The organism is Streptomyces sp. NPDC059008, assembly GCF_042749045.1.
Classification (GTDB): Bacteria; Actinomycetota; Actinomycetes; order Streptomycetales; family Streptomycetaceae; genus Streptomyces.
Window position 1 is genome coordinate 61,065 of record NZ_JBHYJC010000005.1, and the last position, 21,250, is coordinate 82,314.

20 protein-coding genes are annotated in these 21,250 nt (G+C 70.7%); 16 read left to right on the forward strand and 4 right to left on the reverse strand.

The window, feature by feature from the left end; translation table 11 throughout:
* Positions 1 to 14 precede the first annotated feature (14 nt).
* Positions 15 to 587 carry a hypothetical protein gene (locus ACFWZH_RS09460; protein ID WP_384427429.1) on the reverse strand — a complete coding sequence of 191 codons (573 nt, stop codon included), beginning with the start codon at positions 585 to 587 and terminating at the stop codon, positions 15 to 17.
* A 158-nt stretch (positions 588 to 745) separates the two neighbouring features.
* Here ACFWZH_RS09460 and ACFWZH_RS09465 point away from each other — a divergent pair, with 158 nt between their 5' ends.
* Positions 746 to 1,204, forward strand: a complete 459-nt coding sequence (locus tag ACFWZH_RS09465) for a TIGR03618 family F420-dependent PPOX class oxidoreductase (RefSeq protein ID WP_384427430.1) — start codon at positions 746 to 748, stop codon at positions 1,202 to 1,204.
* Between the two features lie 126 nt (positions 1,205 to 1,330).
* Positions 1,331 to 1,930 carry a histidine phosphatase family protein gene (locus ACFWZH_RS09470; protein ID WP_384427432.1) on the forward strand — a complete coding sequence of 200 codons (600 nt, stop codon included), beginning with the start codon at positions 1,331 to 1,333 and terminating at the stop codon, positions 1,928 to 1,930.
* Between the two features lie 85 nt (positions 1,931 to 2,015).
* Here the strand turns inward: ACFWZH_RS09470 and ACFWZH_RS09475 are convergent, their stop codons facing one another.
* Both ACFWZH_RS09475 and ACFWZH_RS09480 read right to left on the reverse strand, forming a co-directional pair.
* Positions 2,016 to 3,032, reverse strand: coding sequence for an NADPH:quinone oxidoreductase family protein (locus tag ACFWZH_RS09475; protein ID WP_384427434.1), 1,017 nt, complete (start codon positions 3,030 to 3,032; stop codon positions 2,016 to 2,018).
* Positions 3,033 to 3,078: 46 nt separating this feature from the next.
* Positions 3,079 to 3,444 carry a MerR family transcriptional regulator gene (locus ACFWZH_RS09480; protein ID WP_384427435.1) on the reverse strand — a complete coding sequence of 122 codons (366 nt, stop codon included), beginning with the start codon at positions 3,442 to 3,444 and terminating at the stop codon, positions 3,079 to 3,081.
* A 377-nt stretch (positions 3,445 to 3,821) separates the two neighbouring features.
* On the opposite strand from ACFWZH_RS09480, the gene ACFWZH_RS09485 reads away from it, so the two are divergent.
* The 9 genes from ACFWZH_RS09485 to ACFWZH_RS09525 all read left to right on the forward strand — a co-directional run bounded on the left by ACFWZH_RS09485 (position 3,822) and on the right by ACFWZH_RS09525 (position 15,639).
* A complete protein-coding gene (locus tag ACFWZH_RS09485; protein ID WP_384427437.1) occupies positions 3,822 to 5,618 on the forward strand; it encodes a TlrC/CarA/OleB/SrmB family ABC-F type ribosomal protection protein in 1,797 nt (598 codons plus the stop codon).
* A gap of 224 nt (positions 5,619 to 5,842) precedes the next feature.
* Positions 5,843 to 7,816, forward strand: coding sequence for a collagenase (locus ACFWZH_RS09490; RefSeq protein ID WP_384427439.1), 1,974 nt, complete (start codon positions 5,843 to 5,845; stop codon positions 7,814 to 7,816).
* 334 nt (positions 7,817 to 8,150) lie between these two features.
* The gene (locus tag ACFWZH_RS09495) at positions 8,151 to 9,320 is read left to right on the forward strand and encodes a macrolide family glycosyltransferase (RefSeq protein WP_384427441.1); all 1,170 of its coding nucleotides are present in this window, start codon (positions 8,151 to 8,153) and stop codon (positions 9,318 to 9,320) included.
* Positions 9,321 to 9,642: 322 nt separating this feature from the next.
* Positions 9,643 to 10,356 (forward strand): tRNA-dependent cyclodipeptide synthase, encoded by a 714-nt coding sequence (locus ACFWZH_RS09500; RefSeq protein ID WP_384427443.1) that lies wholly within the window; start codon positions 9,643 to 9,645, stop codon positions 10,354 to 10,356.
* Positions 10,353 to 11,540: a cytochrome P450 gene (locus ACFWZH_RS09505; RefSeq protein WP_384427444.1), complete on the forward strand. Its 1,188-nt coding sequence runs from the start codon at positions 10,353 to 10,355 to the stop codon at positions 11,538 to 11,540. The genes ACFWZH_RS09500 and ACFWZH_RS09505 overlap by 4 nt, the downstream gene beginning before the upstream one ends.
* A gap of 285 nt (positions 11,541 to 11,825) precedes the next feature.
* A complete protein-coding gene (locus tag ACFWZH_RS09510; protein WP_384427446.1) occupies positions 11,826 to 12,593 on the forward strand; it encodes a GntR family transcriptional regulator in 768 nt (255 codons plus the stop codon).
* Positions 12,594 to 12,662: 69 nt separating this feature from the next.
* Complete coding sequence (locus ACFWZH_RS09515) at positions 12,663 to 14,018, forward strand: ABC transporter substrate-binding protein (protein ID WP_384427448.1); 1,356 nt, start codon at positions 12,663 to 12,665, stop codon at positions 14,016 to 14,018.
* Entirely contained in the window at positions 14,015 to 14,878 is an 864-nt protein-coding gene (locus ACFWZH_RS09520; protein WP_384427450.1) for an ABC transporter permease, read from the forward strand. Before ACFWZH_RS09515 ends, ACFWZH_RS09520 begins: the two co-directional genes overlap by 4 nt.
* A complete protein-coding gene (locus ACFWZH_RS09525) occupies positions 14,875 to 15,639 on the forward strand; it encodes an ABC transporter ATP-binding protein (RefSeq protein ID WP_384427452.1) in 765 nt (254 codons plus the stop codon). Before ACFWZH_RS09520 ends, ACFWZH_RS09525 begins: the two co-directional genes overlap by 4 nt.
* Before the next feature lie 51 nt (positions 15,640 to 15,690).
* Here the strand turns inward: ACFWZH_RS09525 and ACFWZH_RS09530 are convergent, their stop codons facing one another.
* Positions 15,691 to 16,401, reverse strand: coding sequence for a TetR/AcrR family transcriptional regulator (locus tag ACFWZH_RS09530; protein WP_384427454.1), 711 nt, complete (start codon positions 16,399 to 16,401; stop codon positions 15,691 to 15,693).
* Between the two features lie 204 nt (positions 16,402 to 16,605).
* Here ACFWZH_RS09530 and ACFWZH_RS09535 point away from each other — a divergent pair, with 204 nt between their 5' ends.
* The 5 genes from ACFWZH_RS09535 (at position 16,606) to ACFWZH_RS09555 (ending at position 21,086) form a co-directional block, all read left to right on the forward strand.
* A complete protein-coding gene (locus ACFWZH_RS09535; protein ID WP_384427456.1) occupies positions 16,606 to 17,562 on the forward strand; it encodes an NAD-dependent epimerase/dehydratase family protein in 957 nt (318 codons plus the stop codon).
* Between the two features lie 298 nt (positions 17,563 to 17,860).
* Positions 17,861 to 18,112 carry a hypothetical protein gene (locus ACFWZH_RS09540; protein ID WP_384427457.1) on the forward strand — a complete coding sequence of 84 codons (252 nt, stop codon included), beginning with the start codon at positions 17,861 to 17,863 and terminating at the stop codon, positions 18,110 to 18,112.
* 288 nt (positions 18,113 to 18,400) lie between these two features.
* Complete coding sequence (locus ACFWZH_RS09545) at positions 18,401 to 19,342, forward strand: NUDIX domain-containing protein (RefSeq protein WP_384427459.1); 942 nt, start codon at positions 18,401 to 18,403, stop codon at positions 19,340 to 19,342.
* A complete protein-coding gene (locus tag ACFWZH_RS09550) occupies positions 19,339 to 20,283 on the forward strand; it encodes an NUDIX domain-containing protein (RefSeq protein WP_384427461.1) in 945 nt (314 codons plus the stop codon). The genes ACFWZH_RS09545 and ACFWZH_RS09550 overlap by 4 nt, the downstream gene beginning before the upstream one ends.
* A 98-nt stretch (positions 20,284 to 20,381) precedes the next feature.
* Positions 20,382 to 21,086, forward strand: coding sequence for a DUF2470 domain-containing protein (locus tag ACFWZH_RS09555; protein ID WP_384427463.1), 705 nt, complete (start codon positions 20,382 to 20,384; stop codon positions 21,084 to 21,086).
* Positions 21,087 to 21,250: the final 164 nt, after the last annotated feature.

The window sequence follows — 21,250 nt, forward strand, 5'->3', positions numbered from 1 at the left end:
GACCGTGCGCGGCATCACCCCGCGCCGTACACCCGACCCTCGTCCTCGTCCTCGTCTTCGTCCTCGTCTTCGTCTTCGTCCTCATCTTCGTCGTCGTACCAGCCTTCGACCATCCCGACGAGCCCTTCATCAATCGGATTGCCCACCTCGTCGTCCTCGGCGAACAGGCGACGAAGCATGTTCAGCGGGAACCAGTGCTCACCAGGACCGGCCTCGGGGGCGCCCACGCAGGGGACGTCCAGGAGTCCCGGTGCTTCGATCTCGCCGTAGAACGGCGGTACTTCGCCTGTGGTGATGTCCGGCTCGAACTTCCATACCCACCCGTTGCGGCGGCACAAGACCTCGCCGATGTACCACACGGAGCCTTGGATGAAGGGAGTGCGGCGCTGCTGGCTGATCTCCTCCGTCTCGGAGTACCCCTGCCTCACCAGGTCCTCCAGTGCGTCCAGGGAGGCACTGGAGAAGTCGAACAGGGCGACGCCTCCGGCTTCGCGGGCCCAGTGTTCGAAACCGGCCCGTCGTTCGGTCAGCCACGCCAGGAGATCGGGGTGACGGGTCGAGTCGTAGCTTTCACGGAGTGCAGGCATGCCCGGAACCGTACCGACCGCCACTGACAGTGGCCCCGGAGCTCTGCCGAGGCGACGCACGCCACGTCAACAGGCCGTCGCACACGGCCGGGAAAGGTGGACGGCTGGACATGTGGCGTCGATGGAATTGCCGGGCGGTGCCGGACGTTGATCAGACCATGACTCAAGGCCCGGCACCGCGTCCCCTGTCCGACGAAGCCCTCTCCGCCCTGCTCGGCAAGCAGCAGTTCGGCACCCTCGCCACTGTCAAGCGCAGCGGCCACCCCCACTTGACCACCATGCTCTACAGCTGGGACGCCGAGGCCCGCGTCGTGCGGCTCTCGACGACGGCCGACCGCGTCAAGGTCAGGCAGTTGCGGCGCGACCCGCGTGCGGCACTGCATGTGCAGGGCGGCGACGTATGGTCGTTCGCCGTCGCCGAGGGCGAGGCCGAGGTGTCCGAGACCACGACGGTTCCTGGCGACGCGGTGGGACGGGAACTGCTCGGGATGATCCCGACAGCCGCGAAACCGGAGGACGAAGAGGCCTTCCTGGAGCAGTTGGTCACCGAGCGCCGGGTGGTCATCCGGTTGAAGGTGGACCGGCTGTACGGAACGGCGCTCGACATCGAAGGCTAGGGCCTGTCCGATGGGCCAGGGTCGGACAGGCCCTAGCGGGCTCCTGCCGGGCGAAGAGGTACATCCGCCGGGGTGGCAGACCACCGCGCGCAGCAGCCTGACCAACGACCTGCGAACGGAGCCGGTATGGCCGTCGAGATCCTCTACGAGACCCACTCCCTCACCGAGGACAACGAGAACGGGATCGCCACCGGCCGGCTGCCGGGCAGGCTCTCCGTACAAGGGCGATCGCTCGCCGCCCAGCTCGGCGAGCGCCGCCGCAACGACGACCTCGCGGCCGTCTTCGTCTCCGACCTGCACCGGGCGGTGGAGACCGCCCGCATCGCGTTCGCCGACACCGGCCTCCCCATCCACCAGGACCCACGCCTGCGGGAGTGCGACTACGGCGACCTCAACGGCTGCCCGGTCACCGACCTGGCAGCCGAACGCTCCCGGCACATCGAGGAGCCCTTCCCCGGCGGGCAGAGCTTCCGTCAGGTCATCGCGGCCACCGCCGACTTCCTCCACGACCTCGACGACGGCTGGAGCGGGCGGCGCGTCCTGATCATCGCCCACTCGGCCAACAAGTGGGCCCTCGACTGCCTCCTGACGGGCGCCGCGATCGAGGACCTCGTCGATGCGCCCTTCGGGTGGCAGGAAGGCTGGCACTACACCCTCCCGACCGGCTGGTCGGCGGCCTCCGGCCACCCCGGCGAACCTTCCCGTTCCCGGTCACAGCACCGCTGAGGAGGCGATGCGGAGGTGACCGCGTCCTCTTCGGTGCCGCACCGAAGAGGACCGTCCGGGGCGTCGCGACGGGCCACAGGCGTTCCTACCGCCAGGGATCGAGGGCGTGCTTGCCACGGGTCCGGCCCGCTTCGAGTTCCCGCAGTACCGTCGGCCCCTCGGCCAGCGGGTGGACCTCGGGGGTGCCGGGCAGGTACACGCCCTGGGCGATGAGTTCCTCGATCTCGACGAGCAACGATCGGTAGAGGGACGGGGCCGCGGCCGCCAGCGCACCGATGTGCAGGCCCTTGAGTTGGACCTGGTGGGTGAAGACCAGGTCGTGGGTGCTCAGGGTGGCGTCGCCGGACGCGGCGCCGAACACGACGATGCGTCCGGTGAAGGGTTTGGTGACCGCCAGGCTGGCCTCGAACGTGGCCTGTCCCACCGATTCCAGGACCAGGTCGACGCCGCCGGTCAGACGGGTGATCTCCGCGGCCAGATCGGGGCGTCGGCTGTCGAGGACCTCGTCGGCGCCGAGCGCCTTGACGGTGTCGTGCTTGTCCGGTGACGCCGTGGCGATCACCCGCGCGCCGTAGTGGCGGGCGAGGCGGACGGCGGCCTGCCCCACGCCGCCGGCCGCGGCGTGGATGAGCACCGCGTCACCGGTCTTGACCTCGCCCAACTGCTTCAGTGCCGCCAATGCGGTGGCCCAGTTGAGCACCAGGCCGAGGGCTTGGGCATCGCTCCAGCCCGAAGGGACGGGCAGCACCGCCGCGGCCGACATGGTCATGTACTGCGCGAAGGCGCCCGGGCCAGTGCCGACGACGTGGGTGCCGACGGGGAGCGGGTGCTCCACCTCCTTGCCGACGCCCACGATCTCGCCGGCGGCTTCGAAGCCCGCCACATAGGGCGCCTGCGGGCCGCCTCCGTAGGCGCCATGGGTCTGCATCACGTCCGCGAAGTTGACTCCGGCGGCGCCGACGCGGACCAGGTACTCACCCGGCCCCGGGGTGGGGGTGCGGTGATCGCTCGTGAGGGTCAGATCCCTCGGCCCTCGGTGCGACCGCTGGACCAGTGCTCGTACCCTCTGCCCAGCGGTGTGCTGCTGCTTGTTGGTCTCCATACGCCGAACGTAGGAGTCTGACACTTGCGTCAAGGTCAAGTGGCGGTCATGGGCCAGGACGGCGGGCCTCTCGCAGATAGGCGTCGAGTGCCGCCTGCTGATCGCTGAGAACGGCGATCCGTGCAGCGAGCCGATCGCGGTAGCTCTGCACCTCGCGCAGGAACTCCGCGCCCACCGCATCCGCGCCGGCATCAGGTCCGTCACTGATGCGGGGCAGGGCTTCCCTGATCAACCGCACCGGTAGCCCGGACTCCAGGAGCGAGCGGATGACGAGCACACGGTCGATGGTGGACTGGCAGTAGTCGCGGAACCCATTGCCGTACCGGCCAGGGACGATCAAGCCCTCGTCCTCGTAGTGCCGCAACGATCTCGCACTCACGCCGCTGGATCTGGATGCTTCGCCGATCTTCATACCTGGAGGCAACGTCCAGGCGCACCGCGATCTTCCGGCACGCATCGCACCACGGCGAGGCGAGGGCTGCCGGTGAAGACCTGAGGACCTTCCCACACAACCTCCCCCCGCCAGGAGACGAGACGATTCGTCTTGTCAAAGTGGTCTACGACCCGTAAGGTGCTGCGCATGGGTTCCCTGTTCCTGTGATCGCCGAGCGAGTGACCGCGTCGAGCTGAGCTCCGCCGTCACCGCCACCTTCCCTCGCGTGCCTCCGCCGCACCCGTCGGCCCCGACTCCGTTGACCGGATTCGCCGTACGGGCCCGCCGACACGCGGACATGCCCTCGACCTCATCCGACCCCGCCGGCTCAGCCGCCGGGAGCAGGGAGCATCTCCATGCACACCCCTTCGCCCACGCCGTCGCCCACCGCGACCACCTCAACCACCGCCACCACCGCTCCCCCCGCCGCGCGGACCGCGCAGCTGGCGTTCCACGACGTCACCAAGCGCTACGCGGACCAACTCGTCCTCGACGGGGTCTCCTTCTCCGTCCAACCGGGCGAGAGGGTCGGCGTCGTCGGCGACAACGGGTCGGGGAAGTCCACCCTTCTGAAGCTCATGGCCGGTCAACTCGACTCTGACAACGGCGAGTTGACCGTATGCGCGGCCGGCGGCACCGGCTACCTCGCGCAGACCCTGGAGCTGCCGCCCCGCGCCACCGTCCAGGACGCCGTCGATCTCGCCCTGGCCGACCTGCGTGACCTCGAAGCGCGGATGCGCCGGGCCGAGGCCGACCTGAGCTTCCGGGCCGCGGGAGCCGAACTCGACACCGCCTTGGCGGCATACGCGGAACTGGTCGAGCGCTACGAGGCGCGCGGCGGATACGCGGCCGAGGCGCGGGTGGACAGCGCCCTGCACGGCCTCGGACTGCCTGGTCTGGCCCGCGACAGGCGGCTGGGCACCCTCTCCGGCGGCGAACGGTCCCGGCTGGCGCTGGCCGCCACGCTCGCCTCGCAGCCGGAGCTGCTCCTGCTGGACGAGCCCACCAACGACCTGGACGACCAGGCCGTGAGCTGGCTGGAGGCGCATCTGCGCGCGCACCGCGGCACCGTGGTCGCGGTCACCCATGACCGGGTGTTCCTCGAAAGGCTCACCACCACCGTCCTGGAAGTCGGCTCCGGCACGGTCTCGCGGTACGGCGACGGCTACGACGGCTATCTCGCAGCCAAGGAAGCCGAGCGCCGGCGCCGGCTGCGGGAGTACGAGGAGTGGCGCACCGAACTGGTCCGCAACCGGCGGCTGGTGGAATCCAACGCGTCGCGGTTGTACGACATGCCGCGCAAGCTGCCCTTCGCCGTCTTCGGCCATGGCGCCTTCCGCGCACGCGGCCGCGGGCACGGCGCGATGAGCCGTATCCGCAACGCCAAGGCACGCCTTGAACGGCTGACCGGCGACCCCGTCGCCCCGCCCCCCACCCCGCTCGTCTTCACCGCCCGTATCGCCACCTCGGCCGGGCCCCACGAGACCCCGGGCGAAGTGCGGGAGGCACCAGGGGCGCGGGAGCAACCGCGCCGGACGGCGGCGGAGGTCCGCGACCTGCGGGTGGAGGATCGACTGCACCTGCCGGCACTGCACCTGGCTGCCACCCAACGGCTGCTGGTGACCGGCCCCAACGGGGCGGGCAAGAGCACACTGCTGCGGGTGCTGGCAGGGGAGCTCCGGCCGGACGGCGGCTCGGTACGCGTACCCGGCCGCGTCGGGCACCTGCGACAGGAGGGGACGCCCTGGGCCCCGGAACTGTCCGTGCTGCAGGCATTCGCCCACGGGCGCGCGGGCACGGCGGACGAACACACGCAGGCGCTGCTCTCCCTCGGCCTGTTCGGCCCGGCAGAGCTGCGGCAACGGGTGGGGAGCCTGTCGTACGGGCAGCGGCGCCGCATCGAACTGGCCCGGCTCGTCAGCGAGCCGACGGATCTGCTGCTCCTCGACGAGCCGACCAACCACCTGTCCCCCGCCCTCGTCGAGGAACTGGAACAGGCACTGGCGGACTACCAGGGCGCCCTGGTGATCGTCACCCACGACCGCCGCATGCGTTCCCGGTTCACCGGCTCCCACCTCGCACTGCGCGACGGCGAGGTCGCCCGCTTCCGGGCGGAGGCCGGCGCATCTCCCTCGCCGGAAGGCCCGCGATGACCAAACCCTCCACGCCCCGGCCGCCGCATGCCTGACGGCCCATCAATTTCATTCGTTACGCGTAGCTCTCTTCCACTGCCATGTGAACTGTGAAATTGTACCGTCACACTTTCCGCGGGCATGACAGCTCCGCGAGAGTGTGCGACTTTCCCGTGCCATCACGGTCCGCATCCCCCACCGCCGTGCCCCTCGCGCGGCTGCCGACCGGCCTGGAGGCCATCGCCATGCGTAGACCCCCCACCCTCAACAAACTCGTCCGCCTGCTGATACCCACCGTGGCCGCCGCCGGCCTGGGGCTCACCATGCTCGCCCCCAACGGCGGGGCGGCACCGGCCGGCGTCAAGGCGCCCAAGCCCGCACCGAGGTCGGCTGTCGCCCCGCAGCCCGCCTCCGCCACCGTGCTCGCCACCGATCTCGCGCCCGGACACGCCGCCGCCCCCGCGCGATCGGCCACGAACACCGCGCACTTCGCGCAACGCCCTCCGCTCCCCGCCACCCAGAACGCCGCGGAGCGCAAGAAGGCCCGCTCCGCGGCGAAGGCCGCGGCGGACTGCAAGGTCAGCGACTTCACCTCGAAGACCGGTGCCGCCCTGGTCGAGCAGATCAAGCAGTCGGAGACCGCGTGCATCAACACGCTGTTCAGCGTGACCGGTGAGGACTCCAAGGCCCTCTTCCGCGAGGAACAGATGGTCACGGTGGCGAACGCCCTCAAGGACGTCGCGGCCGACTACCCCGGGGACAACAGCACTTCCGCGACACAGGTGGTGCTGTACCTGCGTGCCGGCTACTACATCCAGTACAACCAGCCGGAGAACGTCGGCGAATACGGCCCGACGCTGAAGAGCGCCATTCAGGCCGCCCTGGACGGCTTCTTCGGTTCGTCCCACGCCTTCGACGTCTCCGAGGCGAACGGCGAAACCCTGGCGGAGACGGTCACCCTGATCGACAGCTCCGAAGAGAACGCCCGCTACCTCGACGTGGTCAAGCGTCTCCAGAAGGACTACAACGCGTCCTACGACGAGTTCTACTGGATGCTCGCGGCGGTCAACAACACCTACACCGTGCTCTTCCGCGGCCACCAGCTGCCGGAGTTCGTGGCGGCCGTGAAGGCCGACCCGAGCGTCCTCACCGGACTGCGCGACTTCGCCGTCGCCCACGACGACCTGCTCGGCACCGACAAGGCCTACCTGGCCGGCAACGCCGGCCGCGAACTCGGCCGCTTCCTGCAGCACGCCGACCTCAAGGACACCGTCAAGCCGTTGGTCAAGGAGCTGCTCGGCCGCAGCGAGATCACCGGGCGCACCGCCCTGCTCTGGGTCGGCCTCGCCGAGATGACCGATCAGTTCGACAAGGCGAACTGCGCCGAGTACAACACCTGTGACCTGCAGAACCGCGTGCGCGACGCCGTGCTGACGGTCAAGCACACCTGCGGTCCGAGCGCGAAGATCCTCGCGCAGGAGCTGTCCGCGTCCGAACTCTCGGCCACCTGCGACAGCATCCTCAAGCAGGACCCGGTCTTCCACGGCATCGTGAAGGACAACGGCCCGGTCAAGGACGACAAGAACACCAGTATCGAGATCGTCGCCTTCAACTCCAGCACCGACTACAAGACCTACGCCGGTGTCGTCTTCGGCATCGACACCAACAACGGCGGCATGTACCTGGAGGGCGATCCGGCCGCCGAGGGCAACCAGCCGCGCTTCATCGCCTACGAGCAGCCGGCCCAGGACGGCGCCTTCCAGATCTGGAACCTCAACCACGAGTACACCCACTACCTCGACGGCCGCTTCGACATGTACGGCGACTTCGCGGCCGGGCAGACCACCCCGACCGTGATGTGGGTCGAGGGATTCGCCGAGTACGTCTCCTACTCGTACCGCGGTGTCACCTACGACCGGGCGATCGAGGAGGCGGGCAAGAACACCTACAAGCTCAGCCAGCTCTTCGGGACCACCTACGACAACGCCGACACCACCCGCATCTACCAGTGGGGCTATCTGGGCGTCCGCTACATGCTCCAGTCGCACCCCGACGACGTGGCCACCGTGCTCGGCCACTACCGCGCAGGCGAGTACGACGCGGCCTACAGCCTGCTCCGCGACACCATCGGCACCAAGTACGACGCCGACTTCGCCGACTGGCTGAGCAAGTGCGCCGGCGGCGACTGCGGCCGGCTGCCGGCCCGGAGCGGCCGGTGACCTGACCAGGGCCACCGCCATCGGCAAGAACTGAGTCGGGAGAGCCTGGTGTTCCGCGCGTCGTTCGTGCGCGGAACACCAGGCTTCTCCACTGTCCGAATCCCTTCCCCTGTCGATCGACTCGACCAACTCGATCAACTCAAACGACTCGATCGACTCAAACGTGGAGACTCCTCGGATACCTGGGGGACATGCCGTCCGATGTCCCGGGCACTGCCACCGCGTTGCCTTGTTGCGCGCTTCCGCGTTGCCCAGTCGCGCCTCTCGGCGTTTGCCTGGCGTAGACCTCTATCCAAGGAAGTTTCCCGATATGCCCCTTCCCTCCCATATCGCTATGATCGGCACGCCCCTGGTCGGCCATGTGCTGCCCAGCCTGGAGATCATCCGTGAGCTGGTGGCCCGCGGCCATCGCGTGACGTACGCCAACGCCGACCACGTCGCCGAGTTGATCGCCCCCACCGGTGCCGAGCTGGTCCGTCTGACCTCCACTCTTCCGGTCGCCGAAAGCGAGTGGCCGCAGCATCCCATCGCCGCCGCCTCCCTCTTCCTCGACGAGGCGATGGCCGTACTGCCGCAGCTGCACGCCGCGTACGACGACACCCCCGCCGACCTCTACCTCTACGACGTCGGCGCGTACGCGGGCCGTGCGCTGGCCGAGGCGCAGGGCCGCGGCCTGGTCCAGCTGTCACCGACGCATGTGGCCTGGGAGGGTGCCCAGGAGGAGATGGACGCGGCGTTCGCCGGGCTGCCCGGAGGCTCCGCCCACCGCGCGCGGTTCGCCGCCTGGCTGGCCCGGTGCGGTGCGGCGACCACGAAGGTGGAGGAGTTCACCGGCCGGCCGCGGCGGGTGCTGGCCTTGATCCCGCGCGCCATGCAGCCGTATGCGGACCGGGTCGACACCAAGGCGGTGACGTTCGTCGGCCCGTGCTGCGGCACCGGCGACAAGCCGGGCGGCTGGATGCGGCCGGCCGGTGCGAAGAAGGTACTGCTGGTGTCGCTGGGCGGCTCGGCGCGCCTCGGACAGCGGGAGACCTACCAGCAGTGCGTGGCGGCCTTCGCGGACCTTCCGGGCTGGCATGTGGTGCTGCAGATCGACAACGACAGCGATCGGGCCCGGCTGGGGGAACGGATTCCCCCCAACTTCGAAGTGCTGCCGTGGGTGCCGCCGTCGACGATCCTCGGACAGGTGGACACCTGGGTGACGCACACCGGTATGGGCAGCTGTGGTGAGGGCCTGTACGCCGGTGTGCCGATGATCGCGGTACCGCACGGGGCCGAGCAGGGCCGCTACGCCGACCGGCTCGTCGAACTGGGCGTCGCCCGTCGGATCGACACCGCGGACGTCACGGCGGCGGCGCTGCGTACGGCCCTGATGGAGCTCATCGGTGATCCACAGGTCGCGGCGCGTTCGGCATGGCTGTGGGCCGAGGTGCGCACCGAGGGCGGCACCCGTCGGGCCGTGGATCTGATCGAGGAGCAGCTGGTGGCGGAGCGCGTGGGCTGACGGCGAAGGCCGGGCGCGTGCCGTCGGAGGTCGGCCCGCGCGTTCGGCGGTCGGGGCAAAGCGTCCGGCGCGGGCAGGCGGGGAACGGCGCGCGCCGTCCCCGACCCCCGAGGGTTCGGCCCGAGCAGCTTCGCGACGGGCTCGTTCGCGGTCATCAGGCCCGCTTGTGAACGCGATATGAACTCAACTATGCGGTCTGACCTGGGAGTTACTTTCTGGTTCGACATCATCCAGAACCGACGGTCAGGTAGGTTTCCGCTGTCGCCGCCACACCGGGAACACGGGGTTCCCAGGGACTAGCGGCACGTAGGGGCATCGTCTCTTGACGACAGCGACCGAGATCTTTCACGTCCGTCCGTACACCCCGCACTGCCAGGTCATCACCGACGAAGGTGATCACGCTGTCATCGGCATCTCTCCGGGGAACTCCTACTTCACCCATCAGCGGATCCTCAGCCTCGCCGCCTGGGGCGTGGAGAACTTCCGTCAGGTCGATCTCATCTACACGGATCTGCATGTCGCCGACATGTACGAGGCGCTCGGATATCCGGCCCTCGACGCCCAGCGCAAGGCCGTGAAGAACCTGCGCGGCGTACGGGCCAAGGTGACCGCCGCCGTCGCCGCGCTCGACCCGGACGGCACCAGGCTCCGCGGCCGCCCCATGTCCGCGCTGCTGGACATCCCCGCCTATCGGGTCATACGCGAGGGACTCGACGATCGGCTGTCCACCGACCCGGCGTTCCGCGAGGTCTGCGATCAGCTCGTGGTCCAGTTCCTGACCAGCAAGGTTCTCGACGGAGCGCGGCCCACCGACCGCCAGCGCCAGGTCTGCCTCGACTACATCTGCGCCGAAGCACCGCTGTTCATCGACACCCCCGCGATCATGGGCGTCCCCTCGTCGCTCAACTGCTACCACCAGGCACTGCCGATGGCCGACCTCCTGTACTCGCGCGGGCACGGCCTGCGCGCCACACGCAACCAGGGCCACGCGGTGATCACCCCCGCCGGCACTCCCACCGAAGGAGACCACCAGTGACGACCGCCCCGACCCTGATCGACTTCCCGTTCTCCCCCCGCGGCGACCGCCTCCCCCCGGAGATCGAGCAGCTCCGCGCCACCCCGGTCACACGGGTACGCACCATCGCCGGGGACGAGGCGTGGCTCGTCTCCTCCTACGAGCTGTGCAGACAGGTGCTCGAAGACCCCCGCTTCAGCCTCAAGGACACCTCCGCCCCCGGCGTCCCACGGCAGTACGCGCTGACCATCCCGCCCGAGGTGGTCAACAACATGGGCAACATCACCGGCGCCGGTCTCCGCAAGGCCGTACTCAAGGCGATCAATCCCCGGGCCGGTGGCCTGCCGGAGTGGATGACCGACCACGCCGCCCACCTGGTCGACGGCCTCCTTGCCTACGGCCCGCCGGTCGATCTGCGCGGGCAGTTCGCCAACCCCTACGCCGAGCACCTCCACTGCCACATCCTCGGCATCCCCCGCGACGACGCACCGCTGCTGGCGTCCAGTCTCGACATCGCGTTCATGAACTCGGCATGCCCCATCACCGGGGCGCGCCTGAACTGGGACCGGGACATCGCCTATATGACCGGGCGGCTCAACGACCCCGCCACCGACGGGCTCATGGCCGAACTCGCCGCCCTGCGCGGTGACCCCGACTATGCGCACCTCACCGACGAGATGCTCGCCACCGTCGGCGTCACCATGTTCGGCGCCGGAGTCATCTCCACCATGGGCGCCCTGACCATGGCCGTGTTCACGCTCCTGCAGAACCCCGAGGTGTGGGCGCGGCTGTGCGCGGAGCCCGGGAGGATACCGGCCGCCGTGGACGAGCTGCTGCGCGTGAACCTGTCCATCGCCGACGGACTGCCCCGTCTGGCCATGGACGACATGCGGCTCGGCGACACGGAGATCAAGAAGGGCGAACTCGTCCTCGTCCTGGTGGAGGCCGCCAACACCGACGAGAGCGTGTTTCCCGACCCGCACACCATCGACATCGACCGGCCCAACGCGGCCGCTCACCTCTCGTTCGGCTACGGCGGGCACTACTGCCCCGCCGTACCGCTCGGGAAGAAGCACATCGAGATCGCGATCGAGGCCCTCACCACCCGTATGCCCGGCCTGCACCTGGCCGTCCCCGTCGACCAGCTCGTGTGGCGCACCCGCTTCATGAAGCGCATCCCCGAGCGGCTGCCGGTCGCCTGGTAGGAGCAGCGGTGCCGGCGTGAGCCGGCGCCCGGCACAAGAGCGAGGGTCCCGACCCGAGAGAGGTCGGGACCCTCGCTCTGAGCGCATTGCGCCGGTTTCGCTGCGTTCGGGCGAGCTGGGTAGGTGGCGCGGTGCGCCATGGCCGTCCACGTTGTGGGCACCGGGGTGGCGGATCTTCGCCCTTGGCTGTCGATGTCGCAGGTCAGAGCGGTGCGGTCGGTGGCGCGAGGTGGCGCAATACTGCCGCAACACCATCGGAGCCGCCGCGCCGGTACGTTTCCTGCCATGCCAGCAGAACGCATCCCCGCCTCGCTTCCGGTCGCCGCCGCGCGCCGTCGGCGGCTGCGTGCGGACCGGGCCCGGCAACTCGCCGACCTGCTGCGCCATCAAATCCTGGCGGGCGGCTTCCCGCGCGGCGTCCTGCCCTTGGAGAACGTCATCGCCGCCGACTACCGGGCCAGCCGCAACACCGTCCGGCTGGCCCTGGACCTGCTGCGCGGTGAGCAGCTCGTGGAGCGGAAGGCCGGCGTCGGCACCGTCGTGGTCTGCGAGAAGTACGCACACGGCCTCGACCGGCTCCAGGGCCTGGCCGAGACCCTGCACGAGCACGGCCGGGTCACCAACGAGGTCCGCACCGTCGGACCGGTCAGCGCCCCCGGCCCGGTGGCGCACCGGCTCGGCCTGCCCGACCACACCGACGTGCTGTGTATCGAGCGGCTGCGCCGCCTCAACGGACTGCCGCTCTCCCTGGACCTGTCCTATCTGCCCATGGACGTGGGCGGTGAACTGCTCGGCTGCGACCTGGAGTCCACGGACGTGTTCCGGCTCCTGGAGACGCTGACCGGCGGCCCCCTGGGGCATGCCGAGATCACTCTCGAAGCCGTGAACGCCGACGCGCACTCCGCCGCGGTGCTGCAGGCCCCGCGCGGAAGTGCCGTACTGATGCTGGAGCGGCTGACGCATCTGCCCGACGGGCGGCCCGTGGACCTGGAGTTCATCCGCTTCCGCGGCGACCGCATCACCATGAGCGGCGTCCTGCACCGCTCCGTCTGACCCGTCCGCCCCGCCCCACCTCCCCGTTCCTCCCGCGCCTGCCCGCTACCGCCCTCCCTGGAGACAGCCATGCCTGTTGTCCCGAACCCCCGGCTTCTGCCGCTCACCCGGCTCCTGCCGCTCGCCCTGCTGCTGCCGCTGGCCACGGCGTGCGGTGACGCGGCCGGGGCCCAGGACTCCAAGACCGTCACCGTGACCGTCGGATACCAGTCGAAGACCATCAACACCGTCACCGCCGGAACGCTGCTGCGCTCCCTCGGCTACTTCGAGGACGAACTCGCGGCCCGCGGCAAGAAGGACGGCATCACCTACCAGGTGAAGTGGCAGGACTACGCGACGGGCGCCCCGATCACCTCCCAGATGACCGCCGGGAAGATCGACATCGGGTCGATGGGTGACTTCCCGCTGCTGATCAACGCGGCCCGCGGCCGGCAGTTGGGGCAGCCGACACGGCTCGTCTCGGTCACCGGCTACAACCTGCGCGGCGGCCTCAACACCGTGGTCACGGCGCCCGGTTCGCCCCTGCGCTCGCTGGCCGACCTGCGCGGCAGGAAGGTCTCCACCAGCGTCGGCTCGGCCGCCGACGGCACCCTGGTCCGAGCTCTGAAGCAGGCCGGGATCGACCCGGAGCGGGGCATCGAGAAGCTGAACCAGCAGCCCAGCGTGGGCGCGTCCGCCCTGGCCGGGGGCAGCGTCGACGCGCTGTCCCAATTCGTGGCCTGGCCTGGCCAGTTGGCCTACCAGGGCAAGGCGAGGGCCCTGTACGACGGGGCCGACCTGAACCTGCCGACCTTCCACGGCGTCACCGTCCGGGAGAAGTTCGCCAAGGAGCGCACCGGGGTCCTGGACGACTTCCTCCGGGCGCAGCGACGGGCCACCGACTATCTGCGCACCCGCCCGGTCGCCGCCGCCGAGTCGGTGGCCAAGGAGACCGGGCTCCCCGCCGAGGTGGTCTACCTCTACAACGGCGCCCACGGCATCGCCACCTTCGACCCGGCGTTGCGCCCGGAGTTGATCGGCGCGCTGAAGAAGGACGTCCCGATCCTGAAGACGGCCAAGCTGGTGGGCGGCGTCGACGTGGACTCCTTCGTCGACCCGGCACCGCTGCGGCGGGCCGCGCGCGCCGCCTCCTACCCCAAGGCGGGCGCCGCCAAGGCCGAGCTGTGGCTGAAGGGCCGGTCCACCACGCGTACCTTCGACAGCCCCAAGCAGCTGCTGAAGGCGGCGAAGGGCGCCGAGGTGCGGGCCGCGTACGTACCGGACGCGCTGACCGGCACGCTGTGGTTCGCCGACCGGGCGGTGTGGGTCGCGGACGGCTCCGACCTGCGCGCCTTCGTCACCCCGGCCCATGCGAAGACGTACATCGGGCGGCACGCCGGGGCCCGGGTCGTCAGCTACGCGGACGCCGTGGGGCGGGCGTCATGAGCGTGGGCCGCTGGGTGGTCCGGGCCGCCTCGCTCGCCGCGGCCCTCGGCCTCTGGCAGCTGCTGACCTCCCTGGACGTCGAACTCTGGCTGCGGTTCGGCCAGTTCCCCACGGTCGGCGAGGTGGCATCCGCCTTCGGCGACCGGCTCGCCACCGGCCCGTACTGGCAGGACCTCGGCCACAGCCTGCGCCGCATCGTGCTCGGCTTCCTGCTCGCCGCGGTCCTCGGGGTGGCCGCGGGCACGGCGATCGCCCGGTCGCGGTGGGCCGCCGACCTGCTCGGCCCGCTGGTGGAAGTGGCGCGGCCGGTCCCGGCGATCGCCCTGGTCCCGGTCGCGATCCTGCTGCTGCCCACCAACGAGCAGGGCATCGTGTTCATCACCTTCACCGCGGCGTTCTTCCCGGTCCTGGTGTCGACCCGGCACGCGGTGCGGGCACTCACGCCCGTATGGGAGGAGGCCGTGCTCACGATGGGCGGCGGCCGACTGCGGGTGCTGTTCTCGGTGGTGCTGCCCGGCGCGCTGCCGGGTATCTTCGGCGGGCTCTCGGTGGGCATCGGCGTCGCGTGGATCTGTGTGATCTCCGCCGAGATGATCTCCGGCGAGTACGGAGTCGGCTACCGCACCTGGCAGGACTACACGGTCGTCGACTATCCGGGCGTCTTCGTCGGCATGGCCACCATCGGCGCCCTCGGCTGGCTGACCTCCACCGCGGTGGAGTTCCTCGGCCGCCGCGCCACCTCCTGGCTACCGCGCCCGGCCGAGCGCGCCCCGTCCCGTGCGGCACGCCGCGCCCTGCGCGCCGCTCCCCCGGCCGTCCCGTCCCCCGCTCCGGCCCTCGACAAGGAGCCCGTCCCATGAGTCCTGCGCGTCCCACGACCACGAGCACCGCGCCCGTCCGGCAGGGCACCGAGCTCGCCCTGGACGACGTACTGCTCGGCCATCGGGCGGATCAGGCCCTGCCGGGCACCGTGCGGCTGCGGATCGCGCCGGGCGAACTCGTGGCCGTGCTCGGCCCGTCCGGCTGCGGCAAGTCCACGCTGCTGCGCACCCTCGCCGGGCTGCTGCCCCCGTTGGGCGGCCGGGTCACCCAGGACGGGGCGTCGATCGCCGGGCCCGCCGCCGACCGGGCGCTGGTCTTCCAGGAGGACGCCCTGATGCCGTGGCGGAGCGTCCGCGCCAACGTCGAACTGCCGCTGGCCATCCGCCGGGTGGCCAGGGCCGAGCGACGGCGGGTCGCCGACGACTGGCTGCGGCGGGTCGGCCTCGCCGGCCACGCCCGCAAGCTGCCGCACCAACTCTCCGGCGGGCAGCGGCAGCGCGTCCAGCTGGCCCGCGCGCTGGCCGGGCGGCCCCGGGCGGTCCTCATGGACGAGCCGTTCGGCGCGCTCGACCCGCACACCCGCGCCGAGATGCAGGACCTGCTCGTGGAGATCCTGCGCGGCACCGGTGCGACCGTCGTCTTCGTCACCCATGACGTGGACGAGGCCCTCTACCTGGGCGACCGGATCGCCCTGCTCACGTCCGGCGAGGTCCTGGACGTCCCGCACCCCCGGCAGCGGGAAGCCCGCGAGGCGCCCGGCACCGCCGGGCTGCGCCGCCGCGTGCTTGCTTCCCTGTGACGCCCGGGGCCTGACTCCCAGCCGCACGGCCGGATGGGGCCGGACAGGCCCTCACAGCCCGAAGGAGTCGGCCAGAGTGTCGATCTGCGCGGTGAGCAGGGTCGACGCGTGGTGCCCCATCCCGGCGTAGTGGCCGGATACCTCCAGGCCGACCGTGCCGTGCAGCTGCGACCAGGCCAGCACCGTGCCGGCGAGGGCGGTGCCCGCCGCCTTGCCGTGCGGCGGCAGCCCGGTGTGCTGCGCCACCCAGTCGGCGACGCCGTCGTCCTCGCGCACCCAGGCGTCCATCTCGGCGACGACCGGCCGTAGCGCCTCGGCGGTCGCACCGGCGGCGAACACCTTCAGGAACGGCCCCAGGACGGCCCTCGCGCGCTGGAGCGTGTCAGCCGGAGCCGCGTATCCGGGGAGCGGCGTTCCCTGGATCAGCAGATAGCGGTGCGGCTGCGCGACGGCCCAGCTCCGGTAGGCGCCGGCGAGGGCGTGCAGGGTGGACCGCGCGTCCCCTGCCGGGCCGCCGACGGCCTGTGTGATGGCCTGCGCCACGTCGTCGTAGGCGTCCCGGATCAGCTCGCCCAGTAGATCGTCCCGGCCCGCGAAGTAGCGGTAGAGGGCCGGCCCGGAGAGCCCCATGTCCTTGGCGATCCGGGTGAGCGCGACGGCCTGGACGCCGCCCTCGGCGAGCTGCTGCAGCGCGGCCGCCTTGATCTCCGCACGGTTCTGCTCGCGGTAGCGCGCCCGGGGGCTTCGTACCTCGGCGGCCATGTTCTCCTCCTGCGTCGCGGGGCGGCGGACGGCATGTGTGAGCGGTCCTCGCTCATCGTAACCACCACTTCTCTTGCGATGGCCCATCGCAAGAGTTATGGTCTCTAACAGAAGTGATGATGCGAAGCGCGGGGCCTCTCCCGCTCCGCCGCCCTCGCCCGCCGCTGAACCGATCCACCGCCCTCCCGGAGAGAAGGAATCGCCATGTCTGTTGCAGCACGCCGCCTCCATGCCGTTCTGGGTGCCGGCCCGGCCGGCACCACGCTCGCCGCCGAACTCGCCCGCCAGGGCAAGGACGTACGGCTGGTCAGCCGCTCGGCGCCGGACGGCGCCCCCGACGGAGTGCAGCGCCGCGCCGCCGATGTGAGCACGTACGACGGGGCGCTGGCCGCCGTCGAGGGCGCCGATGTCGTGTACCACTGCGTGAACGTCGCCTATCACCAGCAGACCGAGGTCATGCCCCGGGTCCAGCAGGCGGTGCTGAGCGCCGTCGAGGCCACCGGGGCACGGCTGGTCGTCCTGGACACGCTGTATCCGTACGGCCCGACGCGCGGTGAGGTGATGACGGAGGACACTCCCTGGCGGGCGACGAGCCGCAAGGGGGTGATGCGGGCGCAGCTGGACGAGGCGTATCTCGCCGCCCACCGTGCGGGGCGGGCGCGTGTCGTCCTCGGCCGGTCGGCCGACTTCGTCGGTCCCGGCGTGCTCAACTCCACGCTCGGCGGCGCGGTGTTCCCGCCCGCACTGACCGGCGGCGAGGTCCTCGCGCTGGGCGACCTCGACCTCCCGCACAGCTACACGGCCATCCAGGACGTGGCGAAGGGGCTGGCCGCCCTCGGCGAGGACCCGGAAGGCGACGGCCGGGTGTGGCATCTGCCCACCGCGCCCGCCCGTACCACCCGCGAGATCCACTCGATGATCGAGCAACGGGTGGACCGCCCGCTGCGGCGGGTGGTGCTCACCGAGCCGCGCCCCTTCGGGCCGTTCGACGCGACCTTCATGGACGAGTACGCGGAGATGTTCTACCAGCACACCGAGCCGCAGATCGTGGACTCCTCGGCGTTCGAGCGGTCCTTCGGCCTCCGTCCGACACCGCTGGAGGCGACGCTCGACGCCACACTCGACTGGTTCCGCACCGCGCTGGCCGGCGCGCGGAACTGACGGCGTCCCAGGAAGGCGTTCCGGGCAAAGGGTGATTCCGCAGGTCGGAGCCGTACCGGCATTCCACCCTTCTGCATCGGCCCGGATGCGTTGCCGTGCGGTCGACCGCCCCCGCACGCTCGGACTCGGACATCGCCGGGAACACGGAGAGCGCACGTCTCGGCGAGCAACCCAGACCCCGTCCTCCCCCTTTGCGTTCACCACACTTCCGTCAATCTCTCCAGTCGGGATGCACGATGAAAGACGAAGTACGTTCCCCTGGCCTTCGATTCGAGATCCTCGGCCCGTTGAGCGTGAGTTGCGGTGCGGAGAAGGTGGATCTCGGTACGCCGAAGCAGCGGGCTCTGCTGGCGCTGCTGCCGTACTGCGCCGCACCCTCCACGTCGGACTGCTCGCCGACGCACTGCACACCGCGGGCGCCCATGACGAGGCCCGGGATACCAGCGCCTCGGCCGCCGCGGAGATCGAGGCACGCGGCGAGTACTTCTGCTACCGCCCGCAGTGGCCGTTCGCCCGGTTGCTGCCGCGAGCGGTGGCACTCACGCCGTAGGCGCGGCTCGCTGCCCGTGGCCGCGGCTCGTAGCGATCCGAGCCGTTCGAAAGCCGCACCCCAAGCGCCAAGCGCGGCACCCTCCACGGCGATCCGAACAGGCGTTCACCATCTGCCCCCGACGCACCCGTTACGGGTCGCGATCCGGGCCGTTCTTAGAGCACCTGTACTCATCGCTCCCCCTGGAGGAACCCTGCATCCCTTATCCGTCCCTGTGGCGGGACCCGCCGCGTTCGAATATCGGCCCTGCGGCCGCGCCCCCACCACCGACTCCAGGACGGCACACCCGTGACAGAGGACAACTCACCACTCGGCTCGGCCTCGCCGCCGGAGCATGGGTGGGCGAACGCGTCGGCACTGATCCACGACGGGGCCGGCGCGTACCTGCTGCACCTGCGGGACGAGCTTCCCGGGATCTGGGCGCCGGGGTCCTGGTCCCTGCTCGGCGGCTGCCGTGAACCAGGCGACCGGTCACCGGAAGAGACGGTCCGCCGCGAACTACGGGAAGAGGCCGGTCTCGACCTCGACCTTGCCCCCTTCGCCGTGGAGGAAGCCCACCGCAGCGACGGCACCGTCGTCCCGATCCACCTCTTCACAGGCCGATGGGCCGGCGACCCGGCGACGCTGCCGCTGACCGAGGGCGTCATGCTGCACTGGTTTCGGCCAGAGGTCATGCCGCGCCTGCGGATGGCCCCGCCGACCCGCGATCTGATCCGCCGCCACGCCGAGAGTCATCCCGCCGCCCGCCGGCCTCCCCACCCGCGCGGGCTCGCTCCGGCCCCGGGTGGGCGAGCCGTGCCCCATGTCATCGGCGTCCACCTCTACCTGGAGAACAGCGAAGGCGAGGTGCTGCTCGGGCTGCGCCACCCCGACTCCGCCTACGCGGGCTCCACATGGCACTTCCTGGCCGGCCACTGCGAGCAGGAATCCGCCGTCGCCTGCCTCGTCCGCGAAGCCCAGGAAGAAGCGGGCCTGGTGATCGACCCGTGCGACGTCGAGTATGCGCACGCGGTCCACCTCGTCGATGCACCCGGGACCCGGCCGCGCATGCAGATGGTCTTCCGCGCCCGGCGCTGGGCGGGCGTGCCGGCGATTCGCGAGCCCGACAAATGCCTGAACTGGAGCTGGTGGCGTCCGGAGGCGCTTCCGGAGCCGATCGTGCCCTACACCCGTGCGGCCATCGAGGCGATCCTCGAAGGCCGTCACTACACCGAGATGGGATGGTCATGACGGAGAGCACGGCGGACGGCCCGAAGGCGTCCTTCAGCGCGGTGGAGAAGGGGCGCCCCAGGCCGCAGGCGGTCCTCGGCGCGTGTGTGGTGGTCACCGACAGCTCGGGGCGGGTACTTCTGGGCCGGTCCACCAGCGGGATGTGGGAGCTTCCCGGTGGGCGCGTGGAGCCGGGAGAGCACGTCACCGCGGCGGCCGTGCGGGAGCTGGCGGAGGAGACCGGGCTGACGGCCGAGGTGGGCGACGCGCACTTGCTGACGATCCTCCACGACGACCGGGAGGACGTCAGGCGCCTGTCCGCGGTGGTCCATGTCACCGCGTGGTCGGGCACTCTCGGCCTGCCCGAACCGCACCGGTTCCAGCGTTGGGAGTGGCACGACCCGCACTCGCTCGCCGCCCTCGGGCCGGTCTTCGTGCCGTCCGCCCAGGCACTGGAAGCGGTGTGGCCGGGTGTCCTGCCCGGCCTGTCACCAGTGCGCAGCTACCCGATCGACGGCAGCCCCGCCGGCGACCGAACACAGCAGACGGCCAGGTCGCCGAAGCCGGCATCGCCGCCCTCGGAAGGGCACTTCCCCCTGGACGGATACGTCTGGGACACCATTGGGGCCCTGGCCCGTCACTTCACCGCGCATGACGACGAGCGCGGGCTGGATCACGCGCAGCAGTGGACGCTGCAGGTGCTGAAGATCGCCGAGGAGACGGGCGAGGCCTCGCAGGCCGTCATCGGTGCGCGCGGGACCAATCCCCGCAAGGGCGACAGCCACACCTGGCAGGACGTGCACGCCGAGGTCGCGGACGTGGTCATTACCGGTCTGGTCACCCTCGCGCGTATGCGACCCGACGACGCAGCGGAGTATCTGCAGCGCCAACTGGCCGCGAAATCAGGTCGGTTCATCGCGGCAGACAGCGCGGCAGACAGCGCGCCCGGGGGCGGACCGTGAGCACGGTTCCACCGAGGACGGGACACTCGCAATTAGGTTAGGCTTACCTAAGTAGTCGTCATTGGTCACGTCTCCCTACCCTCGCCTGGAGCACCCGGATGCGTCTCTTCCCCGCCCGCGCCGCCACGCCGACCGCCGCCGAGCGCGTTCGGTCGATCCTGGCCGCCGCCCATTCGATGACCGTGGTGAGCGACGGGCTGCACACCGAAGTGCGCCGTCTCGACGGCGCGGGGGCGATGGGCCACTTCCATCTGCACGCGCCGGGCGAGGACCCCGACGCCCAGACGGCAACGCGCATCCCCGTCCGGTTGGAGCTCACCGACATCGCCCCCACTCCCGTACGCGACCGGGTGCGCGCCCGTGTCACGGTGACCGGACTCCTGGCCGCCCCGTACAGTGCGCAGGCCGCCGAGAGCACCTGCATGGAGTTCGGCCAGGCGGTCCTCGAAGACGCCCAGGGGCGCACCTACGTCGACCTCCACTCCCTGGAGGTGACCGAACTCGACCCGATCGCGACCAGCGAGGCGCGCATGCTGACCCACCTCGTGGACGGCCACAGCGAACTCGTCCCCCTGCTGCTGCGCCTCGTCCGCCCTCGCCCGGACAGCGGCATGCTGCGCGCCCTCCCGGTGGCGATGGACCGCTACGGCGTGACCCTGCGCCTCGAATACCCCGACACCCACCACGACGTCCGGCTGCCGTTCAAGACCCCGGTGAGCGACATCGACCAGTCCGGCCCCCAGATCCACGCCCTCCTGGCCACGGCACGCCGCCTGTCCCACGCACACCATCTGCCGGCCTGACCGCCGGGCAGCACCAGGGCCGGTCGAGGCGACAGGTGATCGCCTGGGCAACGGTCCCCCACAACGGTGAACTTGCTGCCGGCTCTCGCCGCCCAGCCGCCTCACCGGACCAACAGAAAGCCCTGTTCAGTGCGTTGATGCGACGTCACGCGGCAGGTGCCGGC

Bases quoted from the DNA above. Each gene is read 5' to 3' on its own strand.
- ACFWZH_RS09490 (WP_384427439.1), top strand. From the start codon at position 5,843: ATGCGTAGACCCCCCACCCTCAACAAACTCGTCCGCCTGCTGATACCC.
- ACFWZH_RS09465 (WP_384427430.1), top strand. From the start codon at position 746: ATGACTCAAGGCCCGGCACCGCGTCCCCTGTCCGACGAAGCCCTCTCC.
- ACFWZH_RS09530 (WP_384427454.1), bottom strand. From the start codon at position 16,401: ATGGCCGCCGAGGTACGAAGCCCCCGGGCGCGCTACCGCGAGCAGAAC.
- ACFWZH_RS09475 (WP_384427434.1), bottom strand. From the start codon at position 3,032: ATGGAGACCAACAAGCAGCAGCACACCGCTGGGCAGAGGGTACGAGCA.
- ACFWZH_RS09525 (WP_384427452.1), top strand. From the start codon at position 14,875: ATGAGTCCTGCGCGTCCCACGACCACGAGCACCGCGCCCGTCCGGCAG.
- ACFWZH_RS09555 (WP_384427463.1), top strand. From the start codon at position 20,382: ATGCGTCTCTTCCCCGCCCGCGCCGCCACGCCGACCGCCGCCGAGCGC.
- ACFWZH_RS09535 (WP_384427456.1), top strand. From the start codon at position 16,606: ATGTCTGTTGCAGCACGCCGCCTCCATGCCGTTCTGGGTGCCGGCCCG.
- ACFWZH_RS09470 (WP_384427432.1), top strand. From the start codon at position 1,331: ATGGCCGTCGAGATCCTCTACGAGACCCACTCCCTCACCGAGGACAAC.
- ACFWZH_RS09510 (WP_384427446.1), top strand. From the start codon at position 11,826: ATGCCAGCAGAACGCATCCCCGCCTCGCTTCCGGTCGCCGCCGCGCGC.
- ACFWZH_RS09495 (WP_384427441.1), top strand. From the start codon at position 8,151: ATGATCGGCACGCCCCTGGTCGGCCATGTGCTGCCCAGCCTGGAGATC.
- ACFWZH_RS09550 (WP_384427461.1), top strand. From the start codon at position 19,339: ATGACGGAGAGCACGGCGGACGGCCCGAAGGCGTCCTTCAGCGCGGTG.
- ACFWZH_RS09515 (WP_384427448.1), top strand. From the start codon at position 12,663: ATGCCTGTTGTCCCGAACCCCCGGCTTCTGCCGCTCACCCGGCTCCTG.
- ACFWZH_RS09460 (WP_384427429.1), bottom strand. From the start codon at position 587: ATGCCTGCACTCCGTGAAAGCTACGACTCGACCCGTCACCCCGATCTC.
- ACFWZH_RS09485 (WP_384427437.1), top strand. From the start codon at position 3,822: ATGCACACCCCTTCGCCCACGCCGTCGCCCACCGCGACCACCTCAACC.
- ACFWZH_RS09480 (WP_384427435.1), bottom strand. From the start codon at position 3,444: ATGAAGATCGGCGAAGCATCCAGATCCAGCGGCGTGAGTGCGAGATCG.
- ACFWZH_RS09520 (WP_384427450.1), top strand. From the start codon at position 14,015: ATGAGCGTGGGCCGCTGGGTGGTCCGGGCCGCCTCGCTCGCCGCGGCC.